At 67.2% G+C, this 24861-nt stretch carries 22 protein-coding genes; 8 read left to right on the forward strand and 14 right to left on the reverse strand.

What is annotated here, in order from left to right; translation table 11 throughout:
* Positions 1-74: 74 nt before the first annotated feature.
* The 14 genes from OCUBac02_RS05785 to OCUBac02_RS05850 form a co-directional block, all read right to left on the reverse strand.
* Positions 75-1019 (reverse strand): electron transfer flavoprotein subunit alpha/FixB family protein, encoded by a 945-nt coding sequence (locus OCUBac02_RS05785; protein WP_173044102.1) that lies wholly within the window; start codon positions 1017-1019, stop codon positions 75-77.
* Positions 1019-1765 carry an electron transfer flavoprotein subunit beta/FixA family protein gene (locus OCUBac02_RS05790; protein ID WP_173044104.1) on the reverse strand — a complete coding sequence of 249 codons (747 nt, stop codon included), beginning with the start codon at positions 1763-1765 and terminating at the stop codon, positions 1019-1021. Before OCUBac02_RS05790 ends, OCUBac02_RS05785 begins: the two co-directional genes overlap by 1 nt.
* Positions 1766-1929: 164 nt before the next feature.
* On the reverse strand, positions 1930-2628 hold the full coding sequence (locus OCUBac02_RS05795; RefSeq protein ID WP_173044106.1) for a rhomboid family intramembrane serine protease: 699 nt from the start codon (positions 2626-2628) through the stop codon (positions 1930-1932).
* A gap of 9 nt (positions 2629-2637) precedes the next feature.
* Positions 2638-3219 (reverse strand): cob(I)yrinic acid a,c-diamide adenosyltransferase, encoded by a 582-nt coding sequence (locus OCUBac02_RS05800; protein ID WP_173044108.1) that lies wholly within the window; start codon positions 3217-3219, stop codon positions 2638-2640.
* Positions 3220-3277: 58 nt separating this feature from the next.
* Positions 3278-3874 carry an acyloxyacyl hydrolase gene (locus OCUBac02_RS05805; protein WP_173044110.1) on the reverse strand — a complete coding sequence of 199 codons (597 nt, stop codon included), beginning with the start codon at positions 3872-3874 and terminating at the stop codon, positions 3278-3280.
* Positions 3875-4027: 153 nt separating this feature from the next.
* The gene (locus OCUBac02_RS05810) at positions 4028-4216 is read right to left on the reverse strand and encodes a twin transmembrane helix small protein (RefSeq protein WP_047578113.1); all 189 of its coding nucleotides are present in this window, start codon (positions 4214-4216) and stop codon (positions 4028-4030) included.
* A gap of 72 nt (positions 4217-4288) precedes the next feature.
* Positions 4289-5569, reverse strand: a complete 1281-nt coding sequence (locus OCUBac02_RS05815) for a glycosyltransferase family protein (protein WP_173044112.1) — start codon at positions 5567-5569, stop codon at positions 4289-4291.
* 148 nt (positions 5570-5717) lie between these two features.
* A complete protein-coding gene (locus tag OCUBac02_RS05820) occupies positions 5718-6515 on the reverse strand; it encodes a polysaccharide deacetylase family protein (RefSeq protein WP_173044114.1) in 798 nt (265 codons plus the stop codon).
* Positions 6512-7651: a glycosyltransferase family 4 protein gene (locus tag OCUBac02_RS05825; RefSeq protein ID WP_244639114.1), complete on the reverse strand. Its 1140-nt coding sequence runs from the start codon at positions 7649-7651 to the stop codon at positions 6512-6514. Before OCUBac02_RS05825 ends, OCUBac02_RS05820 begins: the two co-directional genes overlap by 4 nt.
* Positions 7652-7688: 37 nt before the next feature.
* Positions 7689-8876 (reverse strand): ABC transporter permease, encoded by a 1188-nt coding sequence (locus tag OCUBac02_RS05830; protein WP_244639115.1) that lies wholly within the window; start codon positions 8874-8876, stop codon positions 7689-7691.
* Positions 8873-9871 carry an ABC transporter permease gene (locus OCUBac02_RS05835; protein WP_173049372.1) on the reverse strand — a complete coding sequence of 333 codons (999 nt, stop codon included), beginning with the start codon at positions 9869-9871 and terminating at the stop codon, positions 8873-8875. Before OCUBac02_RS05835 ends, OCUBac02_RS05830 begins: the two co-directional genes overlap by 4 nt.
* Before the next feature lie 6 nt (positions 9872-9877).
* Positions 9878-11833, reverse strand: coding sequence for an ABC transporter substrate-binding protein (locus OCUBac02_RS05840; protein ID WP_173044116.1), 1956 nt, complete (start codon positions 11831-11833; stop codon positions 9878-9880).
* On the reverse strand, positions 11830-13707 hold the full coding sequence (locus tag OCUBac02_RS05845; RefSeq protein WP_465247761.1) for an ABC transporter ATP-binding protein: 1878 nt from the start codon (positions 13705-13707) through the stop codon (positions 11830-11832). The genes OCUBac02_RS05840 and OCUBac02_RS05845 overlap by 4 nt, the downstream gene beginning before the upstream one ends.
* 27 nt (positions 13708-13734) lie before the next feature.
* Positions 13735-14763 carry a heparin lyase I family protein gene (locus OCUBac02_RS05850; RefSeq protein ID WP_244639116.1) on the reverse strand — a complete coding sequence of 343 codons (1029 nt, stop codon included), beginning with the start codon at positions 14761-14763 and terminating at the stop codon, positions 13735-13737.
* A 183-nt stretch (positions 14764-14946) separates the two neighbouring features.
* Between OCUBac02_RS05850 and OCUBac02_RS05855 the strand changes: the two genes are divergently transcribed.
* The 8 genes from OCUBac02_RS05855 to OCUBac02_RS05890 all read left to right on the forward strand — a co-directional run bounded on the left by OCUBac02_RS05855 (position 14947) and on the right by OCUBac02_RS05890 (position 24834).
* Entirely contained in the window at positions 14947-17688 is a 2742-nt protein-coding gene (locus tag OCUBac02_RS05855) for an ABC transporter ATP-binding protein/permease (protein ID WP_173044118.1), read from the forward strand.
* Positions 17685-18134 (forward strand): Crp/Fnr family transcriptional regulator, encoded by a 450-nt coding sequence (locus OCUBac02_RS05860; protein ID WP_173044120.1) that lies wholly within the window; start codon positions 17685-17687, stop codon positions 18132-18134. Before OCUBac02_RS05855 ends, OCUBac02_RS05860 begins: the two co-directional genes overlap by 4 nt.
* A gap of 16 nt (positions 18135-18150) precedes the next feature.
* Positions 18151-19962: an adenylate/guanylate cyclase domain-containing protein gene (locus OCUBac02_RS05865; RefSeq protein ID WP_173044122.1), complete on the forward strand. Its 1812-nt coding sequence runs from the start codon at positions 18151-18153 to the stop codon at positions 19960-19962.
* Between the two features lie 179 nt (positions 19963-20141).
* Complete coding sequence (locus OCUBac02_RS05870) at positions 20142-20804, forward strand: class I SAM-dependent methyltransferase (RefSeq protein WP_173044124.1); 663 nt, start codon at positions 20142-20144, stop codon at positions 20802-20804.
* A complete protein-coding gene (locus OCUBac02_RS05875; RefSeq protein ID WP_173044126.1) occupies positions 20801-22051 on the forward strand; it encodes a glycosyltransferase in 1251 nt (416 codons plus the stop codon). The genes OCUBac02_RS05870 and OCUBac02_RS05875 overlap by 4 nt, the downstream gene beginning before the upstream one ends.
* A complete protein-coding gene (locus tag OCUBac02_RS05880; protein ID WP_173044128.1) occupies positions 22048-23331 on the forward strand; it encodes a glycosyltransferase family protein in 1284 nt (427 codons plus the stop codon). The genes OCUBac02_RS05875 and OCUBac02_RS05880 overlap by 4 nt, the downstream gene beginning before the upstream one ends.
* A gap of 149 nt (positions 23332-23480) precedes the next feature.
* Positions 23481-24467 carry a cobaltochelatase subunit CobS gene (cobS, locus tag OCUBac02_RS05885; protein WP_047579425.1) on the forward strand — a complete coding sequence of 329 codons (987 nt, stop codon included), beginning with the start codon at positions 23481-23483 and terminating at the stop codon, positions 24465-24467.
* Between the two features lie 16 nt (positions 24468-24483).
* Positions 24484-24834, forward strand: coding sequence for a GFA family protein (locus tag OCUBac02_RS05890; RefSeq protein WP_047579423.1), 351 nt, complete (start codon positions 24484-24486; stop codon positions 24832-24834).
* Positions 24835-24861: the final 27 nt, after the last annotated feature.

A 24861-nucleotide genomic window follows, 5' to 3' on the forward strand; every position in this document is an offset into this window, starting at 1 on the left:
CCCGGATGAACGTTCAGGCTCCCGCAGGAGCGGAGCGGGCCGCCCTGGGGCGGCCCGGAAGGGTGGCGCCGGCCTTACTTGCCGGCTTTGGCGAGTTCGGCGTCGAGCTCGGGCAGGATGGTGAAGAGATCGCCGACGAGGCCGTAATCGGCGATCTGGAAGATCGGGGCTTCCTCGTCCTTGTTGATGGCGACGATGACCTTCGAATCCTTCATGCCGGCGAGATGCTGGATCGCGCCGGAGATGCCGACCGCGATGTAGAGCTCGGGCGCGACGACCTTGCCGGTCTGGCCGACCTGCCAGTCGTTCGGGGCGTAGCCCGCATCGACCGCGGCGCGCGAGGCGCCCATCGCGGCGCCGAGCTTGTCGGCGACGGGCTCGATTACCTTGCCGAAATTCTCGGCCGAGGCGAGCGCGCGGCCGCCCGAGATGATGATCTTGGCCGAGGCCAGCTCCGGACGGTCGGACTTCGCGACCTCCTCGCCTTTAAAGGAGGCGACGCCGGGGTTCTCGGCGGCCGAGACGCTCTCGACCGCGGCCGAGCCGCCTTCGCCCGCCGCCGCGAAGGAGGCGGTGCGGATGGTCAGGAGCTTCTTGGCGTCGGTCGATTGCACGGTCTGGATGGCATTGCCGGCATAGACCGGGCGCTCGAAGGTGTCGGGCGAGACGATGCCGCTGACATCGGAAACCTGCATCACGTCGAGGAGGGCGGCGACGCGCGGGAGCACGTTCTTGCCGGTCGTGGTCGAGGGCGCGACGATGGCGTCGTAATTGCCCGCGAGCTTGACGATCAGCGCGGCAAGCGGCTCGGCCAGCGCATGGCCATAGGCCGCGTCATCGGCGAGCAGCACCTTCTCGACGCCGGCGAGCTTGGCGGCGGCATCGGCCGCGCCCTTGGCGCCCTCGCCGGCGACGAGGATGTGGACGGGACCGCCGAGTTGGGCGGCGGCGGTCAGCGCCTTGGCTGTGGCGTCCTTGATCGAGGCGTTGTCGTGTTCGGCGATCAGCAGCGTGGTCATCAGATCACCCCGGCGGTCTTGAGCTTGGAGACGAGTTCGGCGGCATTGGCCACCTTGACGCCGGCGGAGCGGCCGGCCGGCTCCACCGTCTTCAGAACTTTCAGGCGGGGCGCGACATCGACGCCAAGCGCATCGGCCGAGGTCTCGTCGAGCGGCTTCTTCTTCGCCTTCATGATGTTCGGCAGCGAGGCATAGCGCGGCTCGTTGAGGCGCAGGTCCGTCGTGACGATCGCCGGGAGCTTGAGCGAGACCGTCTGCAGGCCGCCATCGACCTCGCGGGTGACGTCGACGCTGTCGGCGCCAAGCTCGACCTTCGAGGCGAAGGTGCCCTGGCCCCAGCCGAGGAGAGCGGCCAGCATCTGGCCGGTCTGGTTGCAATCGTCGTCGATCGCCTGCTTGCCGAGGATGACGAGGTCGGGTGCCTCCTGCTCGACGACCTTCTTCAGCAGCTTGGCGACGGCGAGCGGCTCGACGATCCCGTCGACTTTCACGAGGATGCCGCGATCGGCGCCCATGGCGAGGCCCGTGCGGATCGTCTCGGCGGCCTGCGCCGGGCCGATCGAGACCACGACCACCTCGGTCGCCTTGCCGGCTTCCTTCAGGCGCAGCGCTTCTTCGACGGCGATCTCGTCGAAGGGATTCATCGACATCTTCACATTGGCGAGCTCGACGCCCGAACCGTCCGCCTTCACGCGGATCTTCACGTTATAATCAACCACCCGCTTGACGGGCACCAAGATCTTCATTGCCAGATCACCGTTCAGAAGAGATGAGCCTCGCGCCGCACCGTACCTGACGGCAGGACAGCGGCATCGCGGCCCTCGGCTGGAATGCGTTGGGACCGTAACGACGCCCGTTTGCGCTTGTCAACGTTCGTCCGGGCACGGCTCGGGGGCAAAACAGCGCGGCTTCAGCCATGGGCGACCTTGCGCCCGAACAGGGCGATGCTGCGGTGCACGAAGAGCGGGGTCAGCGCGGCACCCGTCGCCAGCCCGCCGAGATGCGCCCACCAGCCGACATTGCCGTCGGCGCCGAACAGGGCGGAAGCGGCCTGCAGCAGGATCCAGCCGCCGAGCGCATAGAGCGCCGGGATATGGATCGGTATCCAGTTGAAGGCGAGGCCCCAGATCCGGACCCGCGGATAGATCATCAGATAGGAGGCGATGACGCCGGAGATGGCGCCCGAGGCACCGATCAGCGGCTGCTGCGAATCCGGATATAGGCCGGCGTGGAACAGCGAGCCGCCGAGCCCGCACAGGAAGAAGAAGGCGAGGAAGCGGGCATGGCCCATCGCGTCCTCGACATTGTCGCCGAAGACCCAGAGGAACAGCATATTTCCGACGAGATGGGCGATGTTGGCATGCAGCAGGATGTTGCTGAACAGCGTCGCCCAGGCAGGTAGGTGGGCGAGACCTTCGGGCAGTTGCGCCGTGCCGAACAGCACCGAGGGAATCATGCCGAAGCCGGCCATGATCGCCAGCTCCGCGTCCTGCCCGGGCGAGAGCTGCAGCACGATCTGCAGGGCGAGACTGGCGCCGATCAGCCCATAGGTGATGTAGGGCGTTCGCATGAAGCGCAGCGGGACGCCGTCATGCAGGGGGACGAACATGGCGCTTGCTCAGCGGTTCTGGCCGGGCACCCAGAGCACGTCACCGGCTGCCTTGGCGTTGAGATGGCGGGAGGCGACGAACAGGAAGTCCGAGAGGCGGTTGATGTATTTCAGCGCGGGCGCGGCAACCATCTCGCCCTCGGTCGCGGCGAGTTCCGTCATCAGGCGTTCGGCCCGGCGGCTGACGGTGCGCGCAAGGTGGAGATGGGTCGCGGCCGGCGTGCCGCCCGGCAGGACGAAGGAACGCAGGGGAGCGAGCTCGGCATTGAGCAGGTCGATCTCGCTCTCGATCCGGTCGACCTGCGCCTGGACGATGCGCAAGGGCTCGAAGGCGAGGGGCTTGTCGGTCTCGGGCGTCGAGAGATCGGCGCCGAGATCGAAGAGATCGTTGCTGATCCGGCTGAGCATGGCGTCGACCAGGGCATCTTCCGCGGCAGCATGCAGGCGGGCGAGGCCGATACAGGCATTGGTCTCGTCGACCGTGCCGTAGGCGGCGACGCGCAGATCGAATTTCGGGCGGCGCGGGCCGCTCGTCAGGCCGGTCGTGCCGTTGTCGCCGGTGCGCGTGTAGATGCGGTTGAGCTTGACCATGCCATGCTTATAGCGCGGCGGCGGCCGGACGGAAGCGCGTTTGCGGCGGGCCGCCAGGTTAGAACGTGTAGCCGAGCCGCGCGCCGATATTGGCCGGGCCGCGGCTGCCGGCGCCCGGCTTGTCTGAGCAGCCGGCGGTGCTGAAATGCTCGAGCGTTGTTACGAGACTCCAGCGATCCGAGAGCCGGAAGCCGAGGGCGGCGGCCTCGCGCGTGCCGGTGTTGCAGCCGACGGCGAGGCGATTCTCGGGGACGACCAGCCCGGTCTTGCCGTCGTTCAACGCGGCGCCGAGGCTCGCCTCGACGAAGACGTCGCGGGTCACGTCGAAGGTCCAGGTCGCGCCAGCGTAGGCATAGCGCGTGCCGTTGAGATTGAGGCTGGCGCCGATGTTGAAACGCGGGATGAAGGCCGCCGCGATCCGGTCGCTCAGCGGAACCAGGCGCGGCGACAGCAGGTCGGCGCTCAGGTTGGGCAGGCCGCTCTCCCGGCCGCCGGGATTGGCGAGGCCGGCGCCGACCCGCGCTTCCCAGGCGGGAGCCGGCGCTTCGGTGGCGGGGGCGTAGCTGGAGACGCTGCCGGAGAGGGACCGGGTCTGCGCCGGAGCGGCGGAGGCGGTCAGGCAAACGGCAAGGGATAGCAACGCGACGCGAACCATGAGCCTTCGGCAATAAGCGTGTGAGCAGGCGTTAGTGAAGCACACATACTCGTGTCCGGAATGTGGCAGAACCCGGCAATCCGGGCTTCCGTCCACAAGCGGGAATGTTGCGTGTCTCTTTGATTTCAAAAGCTTGCGCGCAATGTCGCAGGCTCAGCCGTTCCGCCACCACAGCACGATGACGATCAGGACGATGGCGACGAACTGCAGGATCACACGCAGGCGCATCAGGCGCTGCGAGGTGTTGGCGCTGCCGCCGCGCAGCATGTTGATCAGCCCGAGCAGCAGGACGACGGCGACGGCGCCGACCGCGACGGACACGAGCGTATTCGAAAACGTCATGGCGACAGGCTTAGGACGGTGCGAGGGACTTGGCCAGCGCCCAGATAGGGCCGGCGCCGGTTGGGAAGTGGGTCAGCTCGTCGCAGCCGTCTGCGCGAGGGCACGGCCGCGGACGGGCATCGAGAGGTCGTCTGCAAGCGCGCGGCAGATCGCGGGGAGGCCGTCGAGCAGGTCCGGCACATAGGCCTGGGACGGAGGCGGCCGGCGCGGCAGGGCGTGGAGCGCGGCGGCCATCACGCGCGGATCGCGCTCGCCCTCGCCGGTCTGGGAGGGATCGTAGAGGACATCGACCAGCTTGAGCTCGTCGGCGCGGCCGGCACGGATCGCCTGCTCCAGGCGCGGCCGGACCCGCGGCACGATCAGCGCCGGCTTGTCGAAGGACAGGATCTCGCAGAAGGTGTTGTAGCCGCCCATGGCGACGACGCAGTGGGCCCGGTTCATCAGCAGCTCCAGGCGCGGCTCGAAGCCGAGTCCCTCGAGCTTGGGATTGCGGGCGATGCGCTCGGCGAATTCCTTGCGCTTCTCGCGCGACATGAAGGGGCCGAAGACGATGAGCGCCGGCAGTTCGATCGTCGGGTCGGCCTCATAGGCGGAGATCACCCAGTCGATCACGCCGGCGCCGTCGCCGCCGCCGCCGGGCGTAACCAGGATGAAGGGCTGCTTGGTGATGCGCGGATAGCGGTTCGGCGGCATCGGGCTCGGCACCGCGCGCTTGAGATAGCCCATGTAGCGGAGCTTGTCGGCGAAGCGATGCTGGTTCGGCAGGCCGGTCAGGGGCTGATAGACGTTGTCGAGACCGTAGACGAAGATGTCGTCATAGACCGTGTCGAGCGCGTCAAGCGCGCCGTTGCGGCTCCATTCCTCCAGCACGGCGGCGGGCTCGTCGAGCACGTCGCGCAGGCCGAGCACGATGCGGGCGCCGCGCCGGCGCAGGATGTCGAGCGAGGGCTTCAATTCGCCGCGCAGGCCGACGGGCTCCTTGTCGACGATGACCACGTCGGGATCGAAGGAGAGCACGGTCTGCTTGATGATGTCGGTCCGCAGCCGGATGATGTCGTCGAGGTCGAGATTGAGATGATGCGGCTCGTAGCTGCCGTCGCTCTGCTTCTCGACGCCGGGAATGCGGACGTAATCGACGCCGTCGCCGAACTGGAAGCTCGAGATCACCGACGAGCCGGAGACGATGATCACCGAGATATGCGGGAAGCTCGCGATCAGCGCATTGGCGATGGCGCGGCAGCGGCGGATATGGCCGAGGCCGAAGGTGTCGTGGCTGTAGATCAGGACGCGCGGAGCATGGGGGCTACGCGGCGCGCGCTCGGCGCCGGCGAGATCGACGACGTTTGAAGGCATCGTAACGTCGCCCCCCGAAAAGGCCAGACGACCTCTTGGCGAGGACGAACGCAGTTGAAAACGATGGAACGATTATAACTGGTCGCAGGTGACGATCCAAGCCTGTTGAAGCACCGTCCAGGATGATGATCCCGGCTTCCCGATGATGTCATCGGAGGCCGGAAACGCCGTTCGATATGGCGCCGGGTGGCACCACGAGCTGTCCGGGATCGATCGAGCGGATTGCTGGATGAGCGGTGGCTGCGCCCAGGATATCGGAGAGCGCGGACCAGGCGGTGTCGTCGTGGTCGCGATGGTGGAGGAGCAGCCCCAGTTCGATGTCGCCGGCTTCGTCCTGTCGCTGCTGCGCGAGCAGGACGACGAGTTCAGCGAGAATGTCGGTGACAGGGCGTCCGACGCGTCCGCCCCGCCAGTCCATCACGTCGACATGGGTGTTGAGCAGGCGCGGGCCGCCGTCCGGGCCGAGACGATAGCCGCGGAAGCAGGAGAGGCCGGCGAAGCCGAGTTCGCCGAGCCGCGCCGCATGGCTTTGGGCGATGCGGTTCCAGGGCGGCACGAAGATCGGCAGGAGGGCGTCGCCGAGAAGATCGTGCAGGCGCCGCCGGCCCTGCGCGATCTCGGCATCGACATCGGCTGCCTCGCGCTCGGCCCCGAACTCGGATTTCTTGCTGCCGGCGGGCGCATGGTTCCGATGGGTGGCGCCGTGCTGGCAGGGGCGCAACAGCGGCATGTCGCGCAGTGCTGCTGCGAGCGCGGGCTCGGCCAGCAGGGGGATGACGGCGAGCAGGATGGGCGCGGCAAGGCGCTCGGCCAGCTCCGACAGACGATCGAGGGCGGGGCTCGGCGCCACGGCGTCATCGTCGCGCAGCCAGAGGTCGATCTTGCGGCCGGCCGCGCTCCATTGATCGAGTTCGAGCGCGAGTGGCTGCCAGTGTGGGGCCTTCATGGCGTCGCTTTCCCGGATGGCGATTGCAGCTTGGCGCCCCGGTTGCGTAGGGCAAGGGCGAGGCCTTCCGCCAGCCTTTCGGCTGCGCGCGCCGGCGAGCGCTCGGCGAGGATGAAGCGGCGGGCGGCCGCGCCCATGCTCTCGCGCCGCTTCCTGTCGCGCAGCAGGCCGGTCAGCGCTGCGGCCAGTGCGACTTCATCATGTTCGGGGACGAGCAGGGCGGTTTCGCCGGCGCGCACCGTCTCGGCGACGCCGCCGCTGTCGAAGGCGACGACCGGCAGGCCTGCCGCCTGGGCCTCGAGATAGACCAGTCCATAGGCTTCGCCGATGCCGGGCCAGAGGAAGATATCATGCCGGGGAAGCTCGGACAGGATCGCGTCGCGGTCGAGCCGGCCGCACCAGTTGACCCGGCCTTCGGGCAGGCTTGCGAAGGTGGCGGCGATCTCGGCATGGCACGGGCCGTCGCCGATGATGCTCAGCGTCCAGTCCTCGGTCCGGCATCGGTCGAGAATGCGGGCAAGCGCGAGATAGCTTTGCAGCTTGGCGCCTTGGCGCATCATGGCGACAGTGATCAGGCGCGGCGTGCCCGCCGGGGCGGCGGTCAGGGCCGGCTCGCTGCCGGGCGCGACGAAGGGCGGCAGTGGAAGCAGGGCCGTGCCGGCGTTCCGCCAGGGTTCGAGCCCCTGCCGGTCGCGTTCGGTGAAGTGGAAATGGACGTCGCCGTCCGCCAGCGCCTGCCGTGCGACGGCGCTGTGTGCGGCCCATTCGCCCGCCGCACGCCGGGGGGAATCGCTCGATTCGGCCGTCACATAGGCAATGCCGAGCGCCGCTGCGATCCCGGGTCCGAGGAAGTCGGGCGAGCGGTAGTAGTTGTGATAGGTGAACCAGAGATCGGGCCGCGGCTTGTCGTCCCGGTAGCCGGCGAGCAGGGCGTCGCGCAGGCGGTCGGCCTCGGCGGCGACGCTGGCGAAACGGGCGGGGTCGGGCTCGCGAAAATAGGTCTTCGGCGCCGCGACCGGCTCGACGGCATGGCCGAGGCTTTCGAGCGCGGCCATGAGCTGGCGCGCCATGCGGCGGTCGCCGGAGACGCCATCGTCCCCGAGCGGGTTGAGCGGTGTGTGGAAGGCGATGCGCAAGTTGGTCTTCGGGAGTGGCGACGGTGTGCGTCTCACGTCAGCGATAGGGATCGGCCGCGTCGCGCAGGCCGTCGCCGAGGAAGTTGAAGGCGAGGATGATCACGATCACGGGCACGACCGGATAGAGCAGCCAGGGATAGAGCGCCACCACGTTGATGTTCTGGGCCTCGTTGAGCATCACGCCCCAGCTCGTGATCGGCGGCCGCAAGCCCAGGCCGAGGAAGGACAGCGCCGTCTCGCCCAGGATGGTCTTGGGAATGGTGATGGTGGCCGAGGCGATGAGATGGCTCATGAAGCCCGGCACGAGATGCAGCGCGATGATGCGGCGCGGCTTCGCGCCCATGAGCTGGGCGGCGACGACGTAGTCCTCCTCGCGCAGCGAAAGCAGCTTCGAGCGCACTGATCGGGCGAGCCCGGTCCAGTCCATCAGGCCGAGGATCACGGTGATGCCGAAATAGACCAGCAGCGGGCTCCAGGTCGGCGGCAGGATCGAGGCCAGCGCCAGCCAGAGCGGGATATGCGGCAGCGACTGCACGATCTCGATGATGCGCTGGATGAAGAGGTCGACGCGGCCGCCGTAATAGCCGGCGATGCCGCCGATGATGACGCCGAGCACGAAGGAGACGGAGACGCCGAGCAGGCCGATCGAGAGCGAGATGCGCCCGCCATAGAGGATGCGCGAGAGCATGTCGCGGCCGAGCCGGTCGGAGCCGAGCAGGAAGAAGGTGCCGCCTTCGGGCGCGCAGACGAGATGCGTGTTGCCGGGGATCAGGCCCCAGAAATTATAGTCGTCGCCCTTGCAGAAGAAGCGCAGCTTCTGCGGGCGAGAGGTGTCCGCCTCGTACTCGCGCTTCAGGTTCTCCATGTTGAGGCGCATCGTGTAGGGATAGACGAAGGGGCCGATGAAGCTGCCTTCGTGGAAGAGATGGACGCCCTGGCTGGGTGCCCTGATGAAATCGGTGTTGCGCGTCGTATAGTGAAAAGGCGCGAGGAATTCGGCAAAGGCCGCCATCGCGTAGATCGCGACGATCACGAAGGCGGAGATGACCGCGAGCTTGTGCTTGCGGAACTTCCACCACATCAATTGCCATTGCGAGGCGAGGTAGACCCGCTCCTGCTCCGGGGTCATCGCCTCGGTGGCATAGGGCTCGAACGGGGCCGTCGACACCTCGTGCGGCAGGGCTGCGCCGTCCGGCGGGAGATGATTGAGCGTCGTCGCCTTCACTTGGTCGCGGCTCCCTGAAGGCGGATGCGCGGATCCAGGATGGCGAGCGCGATATCCGAGATCAGCACGCCGATCACGGTGAGGAAGGACAGAAACATCAGGAAGGAGCCGGCGAGATACATGTCCTGGCTCTGCAGGGCGCGGATCAGCAGAGGGCCCGTGGTCTGCAGCGAGAGCACGATGGCGACGACCTCGGCGCCCGAGACGATCGAAGGCAGGATGTCGCCGATATCCGAGATGAAGAAATTGAGCGACATGCGCAGGGGGTATTTCCGCAGCGCCTTGCCGGGCGGCAGCCCCTTGGCGCGGGCGGTGACGTAGTACTGCTTCTGCAGCTCGTCGAGGAGGTTGGCGCGCAGCGCCCGGATCATGCCGGCGGTGCCGCCGGCGCCGATGATGATGACGGGAATCCAGAGATGCTCCAGCACCGATTTGAGCTTGTCCCAGCTCATCGGCTGGTTGAGATAGGCGGGGTCGACGAGCCCGCCGATCGAGGTGCCGAACCAGATATTGGCGAAATACATGAAGACCAGCGCCAGCAGGAAATGCGGCACGGCGAGCCCGACGAGGCCGAGGAAGGTCAGCCCGTAATCGCCCCAGCTATATTGGTGCGTGGCCGAGTAGATGCCGATCGGGAACGCGACGATCCAGGTGAAGATGATGGTCGCGAAGGAAACCATCATGGTCAGCAGCAGGCGATCGCCGACGATCTCGCGCACCGGGCGCTGATATTCGAAGGAGTAGCCCATGTCGCCCTGGAGCAGGCCCGCGACCCAGCGGACGTAGCGCTCCACCGGCGGCCTGTCGAAGCCGTATTCCTTCTTCAGGAACTCGATGCGGCTCATGTCCGCCTTCTCGCCCTGGGCCTGCATCTCGGCGGCGAGCGTCTCGAAGTAATCGCCTTCGGGCAGGTTGATCACGGTGAAGATCAGCGCGCTGGTGACGATCAGCGTCGGGATCATGATCAGGATGCGCTTGAGGATGTAGCGGAGCAGCACGGGTCAGGCCTTCGTTTCCGGCCTGTCGAACCAGAAGGTGTCGGGCATGTAGCGGCCGATGAAGGCGCCGGGTTCGAAGCTGTAGAGGCCCTTCTCGGGCACGTTGCGCAGGTCGTTCGAGACGACGATCGGCTGCAGGGTGCTGTTGATCACGCCGATGGTGAAGAGCTGCTCGGCATTGATCGCCAGCATCTTGTGCCAGATGGCGCGGCGCTGGTCGCGGGTCGAGCTCATGCGCCACTCCTCGTAGAGCCGCACGAGCTCGTTGACCTCCGCCATCGCCGGTCGCTCACCCTCGCGGCCGCTGCTCTCGATGAACTGGCCCCAGCGCGGCCACTGGAACTGGGCCGAGGAGGTCGGCGCCAGCGCATCGGGCTCCATGTCGGAGGTGACCAGCGCGTTGTCCATGCCGGCCCAGGCCGACATCACGGTCTGGCCGGCGAGAATGCGGCGGCGGAAGACATCGCGCTGGGTCGAGCGCGGGTAGATCTTGATGCCGACATCGAAGAAGTCCTGCTTCAGCAGGTCGAGGATGTCGGTCTCCTCGGTGTTCTCGCCGGCGGTTTCGATGGTGAATTCCAGCCGGCGACCGTCCGGCAGAAGGCGGATGCCGTCATCGTCCCGCTTCGTCAGGCCGATCTCGTCGAGCAGGCGGTTCGCCAGCGCCGGATCGTGCTGGGTCCAGAGCGCGGCGAGCTTCGCGTCGTAAAGCGGGCTTTCGGGCAGGGCGGTGTTGCCGCTCTCACGCGCCAGCCCGAAGAAGATGACCTTGTTGACGTCCTTGCGGTTGATCGCGACCGAGATCGCCCGGCGGTAGCGGACGTCGCGGTTGAGGTCGCGCCAGACCGGATCGATGGCGTTCAGATTGGGGAGCAGGGCGAAATAGGCGCCCTCCGCCCGCTTCCACAGCCTGACGTCGAAATTCATCCGCTTCGCGGCTTCCTTCAGGAAGGTGTAGTTGTCGAAGCGGATGTAGCGGGCCTGGAGATCGGCCTCGCCGGCCGCGGTCTTGGCCGGGACGAGCGCGCTGGTGCCGATCGTCATCGTCACCTCGTCGACATAAGGGAGCTGGCGGCCGTTGCCGTCGATGCGGTGGAAGTAAGGGTTGCGCTCGAAGACGAACTGCTCGGCCGGCAGGGGCGTGGTGTTGCGCCAGGGCTCCAGCGTCGGCAGCTTCGGGTTCTCCGGCCGGTACATCCGCGACAGCCGCTCGTGCAGCGCGCCCCAGTCGCGCACGCGATGCTCCTTGACGCGCTGGGCGAGCTCGCGCTTGGGGGCGTGTTTCTCGTGGAACTGCTTGAGGTAGCGTGACGGCATGAAGATATAGGTCGGCTGCGCGCCGGCCAGTGCCGGCAGGAAGACCGGGTTCGGCGCCTTCCAGCCATAGCGGACTTCCGTCTCGCTCAGGATTTCGAAGACAGGCGGTTCGCCTGCTGAGAGCAGTGCCTGCGGAGGCCCGCCGGGCGAAAGCCGCTTGTTGTTGGCGATATCCTCCCACCAGTAGCGGAAATCCTCGGTGGTGAAGGGGGAACCGTCCGACCAGCGATGGCCCTGGCGCAGCCTGAGCGTGAAGATGCGGCCGTCCTCGACGTCGCAGCTCTCCAGCACGTCGGGCACAAGGTCGAGATTGTCGTCATAGACCATCAGGCGGGTGTAGCCGTAGAGCGTCATCATGCGGATGTCGCGCTGGTCGCCCATCAGCATGCGGATATTGCCGCCATGGCGGCCGGGCTCGCGGCCGAGCGCGGCCAGATCGATGATGCGCGGATTGGCCGGAAGGCGCGCCGCTGCCGGGGGCAGGGAGCCGTCCGCGACCCGGTCCTTGAAGAACGGGCTGTCGATCGCGGTGCCGGAGAACGGTGCGGCCTGCGCGAGGCGCGGGAGGCCGAGGCTCGCGACGGCGGCGGAGCCGAGCAGCAGCGTGGTGCGGCGGGTCGGGTCGTGGCGGCGCTGCGTCATGGCACCAGCTCCCGGATATCGGCATTGGGCCGTGCCAGCACATAGTGACCGTCGCCGAGCGGCAGATGCGCCAGTGCGCCTTCGTCGGGCCCGACCTTGAAGGCCCTGTCCCAATCGCTGTCGTCGGAGGCGCCGCCGGGCGCTGCCAGCTTGAAATCGAGCTTGCGGTCGAGATCGGCGAAGGGCACCGAGCGCAGCAGCGCGCGGGTGTAGGGATGGGCCGGGCGGGTGAAGAGCGCGTGGCGCGGCGCCAGCTCGACGATCCGGCCGTTGGCCATCACCGCGATGCGGTCCGCCATGTAGTTCACCACGGCGAGGTTGTGCGAGATGAACAGGAAGGTCAGGCCCCGCTCGGCCTGCAGGTCCTTGAGCAGGTTGAGGATCTGCGCCTGCACGGAGACGTCGAGCGCCGAGACCGGTTCGTCGCAGATGATCAGCTCGGGATCGAGCGCGAGTGCGCGGGCGATGCCGATGCGCTGGCGCTGGCCGCCCGAGAAGGAATGCGGATAGCGGTTGAGGAAGCGGATATCGAGCCCGACATCCTGCATCAGCGCGCGCACGCGCTCGTCCTGCTCGGCCGGATCGCCGCGTTCGTGGATCACCAGCGGCTCGCGCAGGATGTTCATCACGGTCATGCGCGGCGAGAGTGACGAGACCGGATCCTGGAAGATCATCTGGACGCGCGGGCGAAACCTGCGGAGGTCCTCGCCGTCGAGGCCGAGCACGTCGACCCGCTCGCGCCCATCGTCGAAGACGATCTCGCCGGAATCGGGCGTGACGGCGCGCATCACGATCTTGCTGACGGTGGTCTTGCCGCAGCCGCTTTCGCCGACGAGACCGAGGCATTCGCCGCGCCGGATGTCGAAGCTGACATTGTCCACGGCCTTGACGCTGGTCTGGCTGCCCTTGCCGAAGAAGCTGCGCGAGCCGGTGACATAGGTCTTGTGCAGGCCGTGCACGCTGAGCAGCGGGGCAGCATCCGCCGGGGGCTTCGGCGGCGGCGCGGCGACGGCCGGGCGCGGGCGCGCCTCCCGGAGCGCGACCAGCCGCTCGCCATCCTGCATGTCGAAATGCGGGGAGGCGTCGAGCAGGGCCTTGAGATAGGGGTGGCGCGGTCGGCGGAAGATATCCTCGACCGGGCCGCGCTCCATGATCTCGCCGTGAAAGATCACCACGACCTCGTCGGCCATGTTGGCGACGACGCCGAGATCATGGGTGATCAGCAGGATCGCCATACCCATCTCCGCCTGGAGATCGCGCATCAGGTCTAGCACCTGGGCCTGGATGGTGACGTCGAGCGCGGTCGTCGGCTCGTCGGCGATCAGGAGGGCCGGCTGGCAGATCAGCGCCATGGCGAGCATGGCGCGCTGGCGCAGGCCGCCGGAAAGCTCGAAGGAGTAGAGATCGAAGGCGCGCTTCGGGTCCTTGAAGCCGACGCGCTTCAGCATCGCCTCGATCAATTCTCGTGCTTCGCGCTTCGGCATCGGCCGGTGCAGGAGCAGCGCCTCCTCGATCTGGTTGCCGATCGTGTGGACCGGCGAGAGCGAGGACATCGGTTCCTGGAAGATCATGCCGATGCGCCCGCCGCGCAGCGCGCGGATGCCTTCGCCTTCCGCGGGAAGCGTCGCGATGTCGACGACGGTCTCGGGCGCGAGCGGGTCGCGGAACAGGATCTCGCCGCCTGTGATGCCGCCGGCGCGCGGCAGAAGGCCCATGATGGCTTGTGAGATCACCGACTTGCCGGAGCCGGATTCGCCGACCAGCGCGACGGTCTTGCCGGCTGGGACGCGCAGGCTCACGCCCTTCACGACGTCACGGGCAAGGCCGTGGATCGTGAAGCCGATATGCAGGTCGCTGATGCGCAGGATATCCATGCTCTCGTCGATACGCCCCAGGCAGTCCTACTGTTCCTCAGCTTTCCTCACGTCACTAGACGTCGAAAGCACGGGCTTGCCAATCGCTTTCGACGCTCGCGCCGGTTCCGGCGGGCATTGCCCGATGCGGATGACATCACTGCAACGGGGCCCGCGCCGGAAATCGTCGTAGCTGATGCTCCAGGGCAGGGGCGCCGGGGCGCGGTAGGGGCCCATCTTGAAATACTGGTTGTTGTCGAGGCCGGGGCCGCCATGGCCGATATGGCCGGTGACGGTCACGATATGGACGCCATCGGCGAGGATTTCGATATGGCCGTCGCCGTCGGGGCCGGGCTCGGAGCGCACGACGAAGTCGATCCAGCCCTGCTGCGCCGAGGGCAGGTCGGCATGGTGCGTGACCCGGATGCCCGGCGCGCAGGAATCGAAATAGCTCGGATAGTTTTCCGGAGTGGTGCCGCTTTCCATGGCGACGAGCGCGCGCGTCTGGTGCGCGTCGGGGCGGCTGAGCACGCGTCCTTCGCCTGGGAGGCAACCTGCGGGACGTTCGCTGCCGCCGATCGGGTAGGAGGGAATCAGATCGGTCTCGACGGTGATGCCGAGCCGGCCGCGATAGAGGCGCAAGGCGAGGAAGGGCGAATAGTCGCCGACGGCTTCGGGCAGGATCTCGCGCTTCCATTGCGCGATCACATATCGGCGATCGTCCTGGGCGAGCGGATCGTTGAGGCGCAGCGCAAAGCCGTACCAGACCGGATGACGGAAGGGCACCAGCACGTCCGGGCGCTCCCAGACCTCGGCCCTTTCGCTGCAGCCCGCCGCATGCGGGAGGCAGGATGGCGTCGCGGTCAGGGTCAGGGCGCCGACGCCGCTATAGGGCGCGGCCCGATCGAACGTCACGCGCCCCGATCGTTGCTCGGGATTGTCCTTGTAGAAGAGCCCGCCTTCGGGCGCGAAGCCGTTCTGCTCGAAGCCGTCGCGCAGGATGATCTGCGCGGGATCGGCGCGCGCCGGGGCCGGAAGCGGTCCGGCAAGGCCGATCATGACCGCGCAGCCCAGCATTCCCGATGCGACGCCTCTGTTCACGCTTCCCCCGATGACACGATGCCTCGATTTTTGCGATGCGGGCACGGCCGCAGCGTGGCGCGCATTGCACTTGGCCGCAACCTCACCCCATATGGTCGGCGCGGGCCCGCCGGACCCGGTCGAGCTTGCGCCGCGAGCGCTTCGGTACAGGGTTGCCCCTTGGAGTCCAATCTCTTCCGTTACATCTGGCAGAAGAGCCGGGCCGAGCAGGTCGTCGTCCTGCTGATCATCCTTGTCTCGATCCCGTTCAACTGGGCCTCGTTCGACGTGCCCAAGCGCATCGTCAACGACGCGATCCAGGGCGGAGCCTTCAAGGACGGCAAGACCACCGCGACCCTGATGGACTTCACCCTGCACCTGCCGTCCTGGCTGGGCGGGGCCAGCTACACGATCTCGGAGGGCATCCAGGTCGGCCAGTACGGCCTGCTGATCGGCCTGAGCGGCTATTTCCTGCTGCTGGTCCTGATCAATGGCGGGTTCAAATACCTCATCAACGTGCGCAAGGGCATCCTGGGCGAGCGGATGCTGAGGCGCATGCGCTACGACCTGTTCAGCCAGCTCATGCGCTTCCGGCCGGAGGATATCCGCTCGGTCAAGCCGGCAGAGGTCGCCAGCATGATCAAGGACGAGGTCGAGCCGATCGGCGGCTTCGTCGGCGATGCCTTCATCCAGCCGGTCTTCCTGCTCAGCCAGGCGCTCACCGCGCTCGTCTTCATCATGGCGCAGAGCGTCTGGCTGGGGTCGATCGCGCTGCTGATCGTGCTGGCGCAGGCGATCATCATCCCGATTCTCAGGCGCGAGCAGCTCAGGCTGGGCCGCGAGCGGCAGATCGCCTCGCGCCAGCTCGCGGGCCGGATCGGCGAGATCGTCGATGCCGGGCCGATGATTCAGGGCCATGGCGCGACGGCCTATGTCCAGTCCGACATCGCCGGGCGGCTCGGCCGGCTGTTCGACATCCGCTACGCGCTCTACAAGCGGAAATTCGCGGTCAAGTTCCTGAACAACCTGCTCGCCCAGATCACGCCGTTCTTCTTCTACGCCATCGGCGGCTTCTTCGCCTTGCAGGGGCGGCTCGACATCGGCCAGCTCGTCGCGGTGATCGCCGCTTATCGCGACCTGCCGCCGCCGATCAAGGAGCTGATCGACTGGGATCAGCAGCGCAACGACGTGACGATCAAGTACGATCAGGTCATCTCCCAGTTCAACAACGACGAGACGCTGGTCCTCGACGAGGAGAACGGCGTCCCGGCCCTGTCGGAGAAGGGCGAGGTGCGGCTCGAATCCGTGCAGATGCTGGACAACCGCGGCCAGCCGCTGCTGACGCCGCTCTCGTTCAGCCTGAAGCGACCGGGCATCGTCGCGGTGATCGGTCCACAGGGTGGCGGCAAGGATGTGCTCGGCCGAATTCTCGGCCGGCAGGCGACGAGCTATACCGGCCGCGTGCTGATCGACGGCGAGCCGCTGGCAGGCATGTCGGTCGAGCGGGCGAGCCATCTCATCGGCTATTCCGGAGACGAACCGGAGATCATCGCCGGCTCGATGCGCGACAACATCCTGTTGCCGCTCAGGCGCCGTCGCCCCGATCTGAAGGATACCGGGGCGATTTCCGCGCCGGAGCATCGCCGCTTCGTCGAAGCGCTCCGCTCCGGCAACTCGCCCTTTCCGTTCGAGGCGGACTGGACCGATTACGAGGGGGTCGGCGTGGCCGACGCGGCCGAGCTCGCGGCGCGGATCCACGAATTGCTCGACGTCTTCGGCTGCACGCAGGATGTCTACGAGCTCGGCATGGGCGGCAAGGTGATGCGGCCCGTCAGCGAGCAGGCGATCGAGCGCATCATCACCGCGCGCCGCGTCGTCGCGGCCGAACTCGCGCGGATCAAGCAGGGCGACCTGATCGAGCCGTTCGTTCTCGACCGCTACAACCGCAACGCGTCGATCGTGGAGAACCTGATCTTCGGCACGCGCACCACGACGCGCTTCGACAGCGCGACCCTGCTGTTCGAGCCGTATGCCCAGTCGATCCTGAAAGCGGAGGCGCTGGTCGAGCCCCTGGCCGAGATGGGCGCGCGCATCGTCGCGACCGTCGTCGAAATCTTCGCCGGTCTGCCGCAGGGCCACGCGCTGTTCGAGCGCTATTCCTTCGGCGCCCATTTCGAGTTCGAGCGTCTGAACGAGCTGGCGGACGTGCTGGCCAAGCATGACATGCGCAATCCGCTCGACCAGGAGACCGAGCGCGATCTCGTGGCGCTGGCGCTGGGCTATATCGAGCCCAAGCACAGGCTCAATCTGATCGATGTCCGCCTGGAGCGGCGCATCCTCCGGGCGCGAGGGAGCTTCCGCAGGCACCTGCCGGCCGATGCGGTCGACGATGTCGATTTCTACGATCCCGACAAGGTGATGGTCGGCGCCAGCGTGCGCGACAACCTGATGTTCGGGCGCATCGGCTACGGCCTGCCCGATGCCGCGCGCAAGGTCGACGAGATCGTGCTGCAAGCGCTCTCCCGCTCGGGACTGGGCGAGGCGCTGTATCGGTTGGGCCTCGATACCGAGAGCGGCATCCGCGGCCGCTATCTGCCGGCGCGGCTGCGCCAGGCCGTGCCGCTGGTGCAGGCGCTGGTCAAGGCGCCGCAGATCGCGGTGCTCGACATTTCGGCCCTGCTCGCGATTTCTGACGAACCCGCGGAGATCGTCGCAAGGCTGCACGGCTACTGCGCGGGCATGACGCTGTTTCTTCTGGTCGGAGATGCTAATCTTGCGGGCGAGGTGCCGCTGCGGGTGATGTTCCACGGAGCGACAGGGACGGTCGAGGCGCAGGGTACGCCCGATGCGGCCAATGATCGGGCGTCGCGCTTCGACGACGCCGGGCGCGAGAATACCGGGCGAATGGAGGCACGGTCATGAGTCTGGACACCGATATCGGCTGCCTGCGTACGCTGCCGCTGTTTCAGGACATGCCGGCATCACGGCTGAAGCTCGTCGCGCTGATGGGCGAGCGCTTGCAATTCGAGCCCGGCGACATCCTGATCAGTCCGCAGGAGAAGCTTGCGGGCGTGTATGTCATCCTGGAAGGCGAGGTCGAGATTTCGCAGCCGCGCGAAAACGGCGAGGAGCGACGCTTCGTCAAGGATACCGGCAGCATCACCGGCGACGTGGCCTTGCTCAGCGGCAAGCCCTTCATCACGACAATCAGCGCCAAGTCGCGGGTGCTGGCCCTGCGGATACCGAAGGACCTGTTCTTCGAACTGCTCCAGACCGTGCCGGAGTTCAGCCTCGCGGTCTGCCGGGATCTGGCCGACCGCGTCCACCGGCTCGCCTCCGTGCTGCTGCACGAGCACGAAACCGTTTGACGAGGTCGATCAGCGCATGAACCGGCCGCAAGCCGCAGGCAGCAACCGCACCGGAATGCCCCGCGGTGGCATGGGTGCCAGCATGGATCAGGTCTCCTCCTGGAGCCGGGATATCCGGCTGATCTCCGGACTGATCCTGCTCGTTTTCGCGACGACCCATTTCCTGAACCATGCGGTCGGTATCCTCGGCGTCGACGCGATGGAGAAGGTCCAGGACTGGCGCTATGGCTTCTGGCATTCCCGGGGCGGAACCATTGCGCTCTATGGAGCTCTGGTCGTCCACCCCGTTTTCGCGCTGCTGCGCGTGGTCCAGCGGCGCACCTTCAAGATGCCGCTGCGCGAGATGCTGCAGATCGCGCTCGGCCTCGCCATTCCGCTATTGCTGGTCGACCACATCATCAGCACGCGGATCATGGGGATCTATTTCGGCGTCGACGAGAGCTACCGCTCCGTTCTGCGCCGGCTCTGGCCGGACCTGGCGCTGACGCAGTCGCTGCTGCTGCTGCTGGTCTGGACGCATGGCATCATCGGCATCCATTTCATGCTGCGCGCCCGCGACAGCTATCGTCACTGGCGCGACCCGTTCCTGCTGGCGGCGATCCTGATCCCGCTGCTGGCGTTGATCGGCTTCACCGTGGGGGCGCGCGAGGCCGAGCAGATGGCGATGCCGGCTGAGCTGGTCAGCGATGCGCAGGCGGCGATGTTCGCCCGCGACGTGATGTGGGGCAAAGGTGCCTTCTACGGCCTCGTCGCCTCCTTCCTGCTGTTCATCGGCATCCGCGAGATCAGGGTCCGGACAACGCGCCAGATCACGGTACGCTTCGTCGGTCACGGCACGCGACGCCTGGCGCCGGGGCCGACGGTGCTGGAGATGTTCCGACGCTTCGGCATCCCGCATGCCGCGCTCTGCGGCGGGCGGGCGCGCTGCGCCACCTGCCGCGTGCTGGTGATGGACGGCAACGACAAGCTGCCGAAGCCCGGCCCGAACGAGGCCAAGCTGCTGCGCCGAATCTCGGCGCCCGAAGGCGTCCGGCTCGCCTGCCAGATCCGGCCGCGCGAGGATCTGCAGGTCCAGATCCTGCTGGCCTCGCGGCTGAATGCCGGCGCGGGGCGCCCGCTCGATCTCGACGATGCCGCCGGCAAGCGCGGCCTGACCGTGGTGGTGGCCGATCTCAGGGCGTTCTCGGCCCTGTCGGAGCGGCAGTTGCCGCGCGAGCTCATCGGCCTGCTCAACCGCTTCTTCGACGAGATGAGTCAGGCGATCACCGCGCATGAAGGGCGGATCGACGCCTTCTATGGCGACGGCTTCATGGCGGTGTTCGGGCTCGAGGGCCCGCCGTCGAAGGGCGCGCAGGCGGCGATCGCGGCCGCCGCCGATATCGTGCGGGCGGTCGATGCGCTCAACCGCGAATATGGCGCGGCGCTGCCTTTGCCGCTCCGGATCGGCATCGGCATCCATACCGGCGACGCCATCACCGGCGCGGTCGAGAACGACAATCTCGGCCGCCGCGAGATCACGGTCGGCGAGACCGTGATGGTCGCGAGCCAGCTCGAATCGGCGACGCGGCGCGTGCTGGCCGATGTCGTCGTCTCCGAGGATACGATCCGGGCGAGCGGGCGCAGCTATGCCGGCACGACCTCGCTCAAGATCGCGATCAAGGGGCGCGAAAAGCCGTTGACCGCCTACGGCTTCGCCAGCGCGCCGGAAATCGCCCGCCGCAAGCGCGAGGACGTGGCCGTGCCGGTGCCCGTGGTGGCAGGCGGCGAGACGACGACGCCGACGGAGGCGGTGCAGGAAGAGCAGGGCGAGGCAGGCGAAAAAGCCTGATCCTTGCGCTATTGCATCGGACCGAAAAGTGGAGTCCACTTTTCGGATGAATCCGATGCAACAGCAATAAGATCGATCATCGTTATCGCGTCCGATCGGATGCGCGATGATCTAGCGGCTGGTTTTTTGCGGGCGCGCATGTCTATGGTCCGCCGGCTTTCCCGGATGACGACCGACCTATGACGCCCGAACCGCCCCAAGAGGCCTTCCACGACCTGCTGCGCGGCATGGCGGCGCTCTCGGGCAACCACATCGTCGCCGATATCGCGCGGCTCTACGGCAAGGGCGCGCCGCCCGACCTCTCGATCGCCTGCAACCACAAGCAGATTGCTTCCAAGCAATGGCTGGTCGAGGCGCTGGCGCAGGCCTGCCCGAAGCCTGCGGGACCGGTCTGGGTGCTCGGCGCCTGGTACGGAGTGCTCGGTGCGCTGCTGCTCGACGATGACAGGCTCGCGATCCCCGAAATCGTCAGCCTCGATATCGACCCGACCTGCGCGCCGGTCGCGGAAATCCTGAACCACCGCCATGTCGCGGCGGGGCGCTTCCGGGCGATGACGGCAGATATGATGGCAATGGATTTCGCGACGCAGTCGCCGATGCCTGGCCTTGTCGTCAACACGAGCTGCGAACATCTCGATGATGTATCGGGCTGGATCGCGACCCTGCCGCGGGGCCTGCCGCTGGTGCTGCAATCCAACGACTATTTCCGGGAGCCGGATCACCGGAGCTGCGTGCCCTCGCTCGACGCCTTCCGCGAGCAGGCGGGGCTGTCGGAGGTCTGGTTCGCTGGCGCCCGGCCGACGAAGAACTATACGCGCTTCATGCTGATCGGGCGGCGATGACGAAGCGCAAGGCGCCGCGCATCGCGGTGGCGATGAAGGGCTATCCGCGCCTGTCGGAGACCTTCATCGCGCAGGAGTTACTGGGCTTGCAGCAGCGCGGCCTGTTCTTCGAGATCTGGTCGCTGCGCCATCCGACGGATGGGGCAAAGCATTTGATGCATCATCAGATAACGGCGCCGGCGCGCTATCTTCCGGAATATCTGCATGACGAGCCATTGCGCGTGATGCGGGGCCTGCTCGCCGCGCTGCTGCGGCCGGGTCTGCTGCGTCTGCTGCCTGTCTTCCTGCGCGATCTCGCCCGCGACCGGACACGCAACCGCTGGCGCCGCTTCGGGCAGGCCTGCGTGATGGCGCGCGAATTGCCCGGGGATATCCGCCACCTGCATGTGCATTACCTGCACACGCCGGCTTCCGTGATCCGCTATGCCGCCCTGCTCGGCGGGCTGACCTGGTCGTTCTCGGCCCATGCCAAGGACATCTGGACGACGCAGGACTGGGAGAAGCGCGAGAAGATCGCCTCCGCCGCTTGGGGCGTCACCTGCACACGCGACGGACATCGCGAGCTGGAGCGGTTGTCCGACCGGCCGGACAAGGTCGGGCTGCTCTATCACGGGCTCGATCTTGCGCGTTTTCCGGCGCCGGGGCTTCGATCGCTGCGGGACGGCACGGACCCGGCCGATCCCGTGCACTTCGTCACGATCGGGCGGGCGGTGGCGAAGAAGGGTTTCGACGATCTGCTGGAGGCGTTGGGGAAGCTGCCCTGCACGCTGAATTGGCGCCTCACCCATATCGGCGGGGGTGAGAGGCTGAAGGCCCTCCAGGCGCAGGCGCAGGCGCTCGGGCTCGATGACCGGATCACCTGGGCCGGGCCAAAGGCGCAGGACGGGGTCATCGCCGCTTTGCGGGCCGCCGACCTCTTCGTGTTGCCCTCGAAGGAAGCCGGAGACGGCGACCGCGACGGCCTACCCAACGTGGTGATGGAGGCGGCAAGTCAGGGCCTGCCGATCGTCGCGACCGATTTCGCGGGGATACCGGAATTCGTGCGCGATGGTGTCGAGGGACTGCTGGTGCCGCCGGGCGACGTCGTGGCCCTGGCGGCCGCGCTCAACCAGCTTGCGATTGCACCGTCCCGGCGTGCCGTATTGGGCGAAGCCGCTTTCGCCCGCCTGACGGAAGCTTTCTCGGCCCAGGCCGGGCTCGACCGCGTCGCGGCCATGCTCCGCGGTTCGGCTGGCGAGGGTGCATGAGCGCTTCCGTCCTGATCGCAGTGACGCATCTGCTCGGCAGCGGCCATCTGGTCCGCGCGGCGAACCTGGCGCGGGCTTTGGCGCAAGGCGGCTTGTCGGTGACGCTGGCGAGTGGCGGCATGCCGTTGCGTGCGATGGAGAACGAGCCTTTCGCCTTCGTGCAGTTGCCTGCGATCAGGACCGAAGGCACCGATTTCCGCACGCTGCTCGACGAGGGCGGCGCGCCGATCGATCCGGAGCGTAAGGCCGCCCGGATCGCCTCACTGGAAGAGCTGGCGGCGCGGTTGCGGCCCGATGCCGTGATCGTCGAGCATTTTCCCTTCGGGCGACGGCAATTGGCCGCTGAGTTCCTCGCTCTGATCGCCGCGGTGAAGACGGTGCGGCCGGGGGCGCTTGTGCTCTCCTCGGTGCGGGACGTGCTGGTGACGCCGCGCGCCGACCGGATCGCCGAAGCCGAGGAGCGGGTTGCCGGGATGTTCGACGCGGTTTTGGTCCACGGCGATGCTCGTTTCCTGCCGCTTGAACGGTCATGGCCGGTGGGCGCGGGGCTGACGGGAAAGCTGCGCTATACCGGCTATCTGGATGCGGAGAGGGCTTCGCATCTCTCAAGCCCTCATCCTGAGGAGCCGCAAAGCGGCGTCTCGAAGGATGTTCCAGATGCCGCCGGAGCCTCCGGGAGCATCCTTCGAGACGCCATTTCTGCCGAAATGGCTCCTCAGGATGAGGGCTCGGACGGGATGGACGAAGTCATCGTCTCCGGCGGCGGTTCGGCCGCGGCCCTGCCGCTCTTCGCCTGCGCGGTCGCCGCCGCGCGGCTCGACCGCTCCGGGCGTCGCTGGCGGCTTCTCGCCGGTCGCGGCATGGCGGATCGCGATCTGGCGCTGCTGATGGCAGAAGCTCCCGGGAAGGTCGTGATCGAGCGGGCGCGGCCGGATTTTCCGACGCTGCTTGCCGGCTGCGCGGTCTCGATCAGCCAGGCCGGCTACAACACCGTGCTCGATCTCGTCGCGGCCGGGCGGCCGGCGATCGTCGTGCCCTTCGATGCCGGCAATGAGACCGAGCAGACCGTTCGGGCCGAGGCGATGGAGCGGGCGGGGCTGGCGCGCTGCTTCCGGCTGTCGGGCGATTTCGTCGGGGATGCGGTGGCGCTGGCGGATGCCGTCGGCGAGGCCGTCGGCTCCCGGCCGGCCGCTCTGCTGATCGACCGCGACGGCGCCACCCGCTCGGCCGCGATCGTGAGAGAGCTTCTCACAGACGCTGCCGGCCGCTCTCGACACTGAGCCGGCATGCCCTTTGCGAGGGCCCGGGTGCAGCTTTGCGAATTGCCGCTTCCGGTCTTTCGCTCTAATGAGGGACGATCCGCCTCCCTCCTCGGTCGGCTCTGGGTTGCCCGGCGAATTCCGGTCATGGCCCTTTGCCTGGAGACAAGATGATGACGACGACGACTGCGCCCGGCCTGCCCGACATGAAGCTGTCGGTGCGCCAGACTTTCGGGATCGATTCGGATCTCGAGGTGCCGGCCTATTCCGCAGCCGATCCGCATGTGCCGGACCTCGACCCGGATTACCGCTTCGACCGCGACACCACGATCGCGATCCTCGCCGGCTTCGCGCATAACCGCCGCGTCATGATCTCGGGCTATCACGGCACCGGCAAGTCGACCCATATCGAGCAGGTCGCCGCCCGCCTCAACTGGCCCTGCGTCCGCGTCAACCTCGACAGCCATGTCTCGCGCCTCGACCTCGTCGGCAAGGACGCGATCGTGCTGAAGGAAGGCAAGCAGATCACCGAGTTCCAGGACGGCATCCTGCCCTGGGCGCTGCAGAACAACATCGCGCTCGTCTTCGATGAATACGATGCCGGCCGCCCGGACGTGATGTTCGTGATCCAGCGCGTTCTGGAGCAGTCCGGCAAGCTGACGCTGCTCGACCAGAAGCGCGTCATCCGCCCGCATGCGGCCTTCCGCCTGTTCGCCACGGCCAACACCGTCGGTCTCGGCGACACCTCAGGCCTCTATCACGGAACCCAGCAGATCAACCAGGGCCAGATGGACCGCTGGTCGATCGTCACCACGCTGAACTACCTGCCGCATGACAACGAGGTCGCGATCGTCCTCGCGAAGTCGAAGCATTTCCAGAGCACGCCGGAAGGCAAGGACGTCATCAACAAGATGGTCCGCGTCGCCGATCTCACCCGCAACGCCTTCATGAACGGCGATCTCTCGACCGTGATGAGCCCGCGTACGGTCATCACTTGGGCCGAGAACGCGGCGATCTTCGGTGATATCGGCTTCGCCTTCCGCGTTACCTTCCTGAACAAGTGCGACGAGATGGAGCGCACGCTGGTGGCCGAGTTCTTCCAGCGCTCCTTCGGCAAGGAACTGCCGGAAAGCGCCGCGAACGTGGTGCTCAGCTAACGGGAGGACACGAGCCATGGCGCAGTATCAGGGAAGCTGCCACTGCGGGCGGGTCGCCTACGAGGTCGAAGCCGATCTCGGGCAGACGATCACCTGCAACTGCTCCTACTGCCAGCGCCGCGGCTCGATCCTCGCGTTCTCGCCCGCCAGCGCCTTCACCCTGACCAAGGGCGAGGACGCGCTGACCGAGTACCGCTTCCACACGCAGAAGATCCAGCATCTGTTCTGCGAGACCTGCGGCGTCGAGTCCTTCGCGAAGGCGAACGGCCCCGATGGCACGCCGATGGTCGCGGTCAATGTGCGCTGCCTTGCCGGCGTCGAGCCGACCGAATTGTCGCCGACGCAGTACGACGGGCGGTCGCGCTAATCCTTCGAAGCCAGAGGACGGCCCAGT

It is taken from the genome of Bosea sp. ANAM02 (assembly GCF_011764485.1).
In the GTDB taxonomy this organism is placed as follows: Bacteria; Pseudomonadota; Alphaproteobacteria; order Rhizobiales; family Beijerinckiaceae; genus Allobosea.

Coding starts and splice junctions, on each gene's coding strand:
- OCUBac02_RS05785 (WP_173044102.1), bottom strand. CDS start 1,019: ATGACCACGCTGCTGATCGCCGAACACGACAACGCCTCGATCAAGGAC.
- OCUBac02_RS05790 (WP_173044104.1), bottom strand. CDS start 1,765: ATGAAGATCTTGGTGCCCGTCAAGCGGGTGGTTGATTATAACGTGAAG.
- OCUBac02_RS05795 (WP_173044106.1), bottom strand. CDS start 2,628: ATGTTCGTCCCCCTGCATGACGGCGTCCCGCTGCGCTTCATGCGAACG.
- OCUBac02_RS05800 (WP_173044108.1), bottom strand. CDS start 3,219: ATGGTCAAGCTCAACCGCATCTACACGCGCACCGGCGACAACGGCACG.
- OCUBac02_RS05805 (WP_173044110.1), bottom strand. CDS start 3,874: ATGGTTCGCGTCGCGTTGCTATCCCTTGCCGTTTGCCTGACCGCCTCC.
- OCUBac02_RS05810 (WP_047578113.1), bottom strand. CDS start 4,216: ATGACGTTTTCGAATACGCTCGTGTCCGTCGCGGTCGGCGCCGTCGCC.
- OCUBac02_RS05815 (WP_173044112.1), bottom strand. CDS start 5,569: ATGCCTTCAAACGTCGTCGATCTCGCCGGCGCCGAGCGCGCGCCGCGT.
- OCUBac02_RS05820 (WP_173044114.1), bottom strand. CDS start 6,515: ATGAAGGCCCCACACTGGCAGCCACTCGCGCTCGAACTCGATCAATGG.
- OCUBac02_RS05840 (WP_173044116.1), bottom strand. CDS start 11,833: ATGACGCAGCGCCGCCACGACCCGACCCGCCGCACCACGCTGCTGCTC.
- OCUBac02_RS05845 (WP_465247761.1), bottom strand. CDS start 13,707: ATGGATATCCTGCGCATCAGCGACCTGCATATCGGCTTCACGATCCAC.
- OCUBac02_RS05850 (WP_244639116.1), bottom strand. CDS start 14,763: ATGCTGGGCTGCGCGGTCATGATCGGCCTTGCCGGACCGCTTCCGGCC.
- OCUBac02_RS05860 (WP_173044120.1), top strand. CDS start 17,685: ATGAGTCTGGACACCGATATCGGCTGCCTGCGTACGCTGCCGCTGTTT.
- OCUBac02_RS05865 (WP_173044122.1), top strand. CDS start 18,151: ATGAACCGGCCGCAAGCCGCAGGCAGCAACCGCACCGGAATGCCCCGC.
- OCUBac02_RS05870 (WP_173044124.1), top strand. CDS start 20,142: ATGACGCCCGAACCGCCCCAAGAGGCCTTCCACGACCTGCTGCGCGGC.
- OCUBac02_RS05875 (WP_173044126.1), top strand. CDS start 20,801: ATGACGAAGCGCAAGGCGCCGCGCATCGCGGTGGCGATGAAGGGCTAT.
- OCUBac02_RS05880 (WP_173044128.1), top strand. CDS start 22,048: ATGAGCGCTTCCGTCCTGATCGCAGTGACGCATCTGCTCGGCAGCGGC.
- cobS (WP_047579425.1), top strand. CDS start 23,481: ATGATGACGACGACGACTGCGCCCGGCCTGCCCGACATGAAGCTGTCG.
- OCUBac02_RS05890 (WP_047579423.1), top strand. CDS start 24,484: ATGGCGCAGTATCAGGGAAGCTGCCACTGCGGGCGGGTCGCCTACGAG.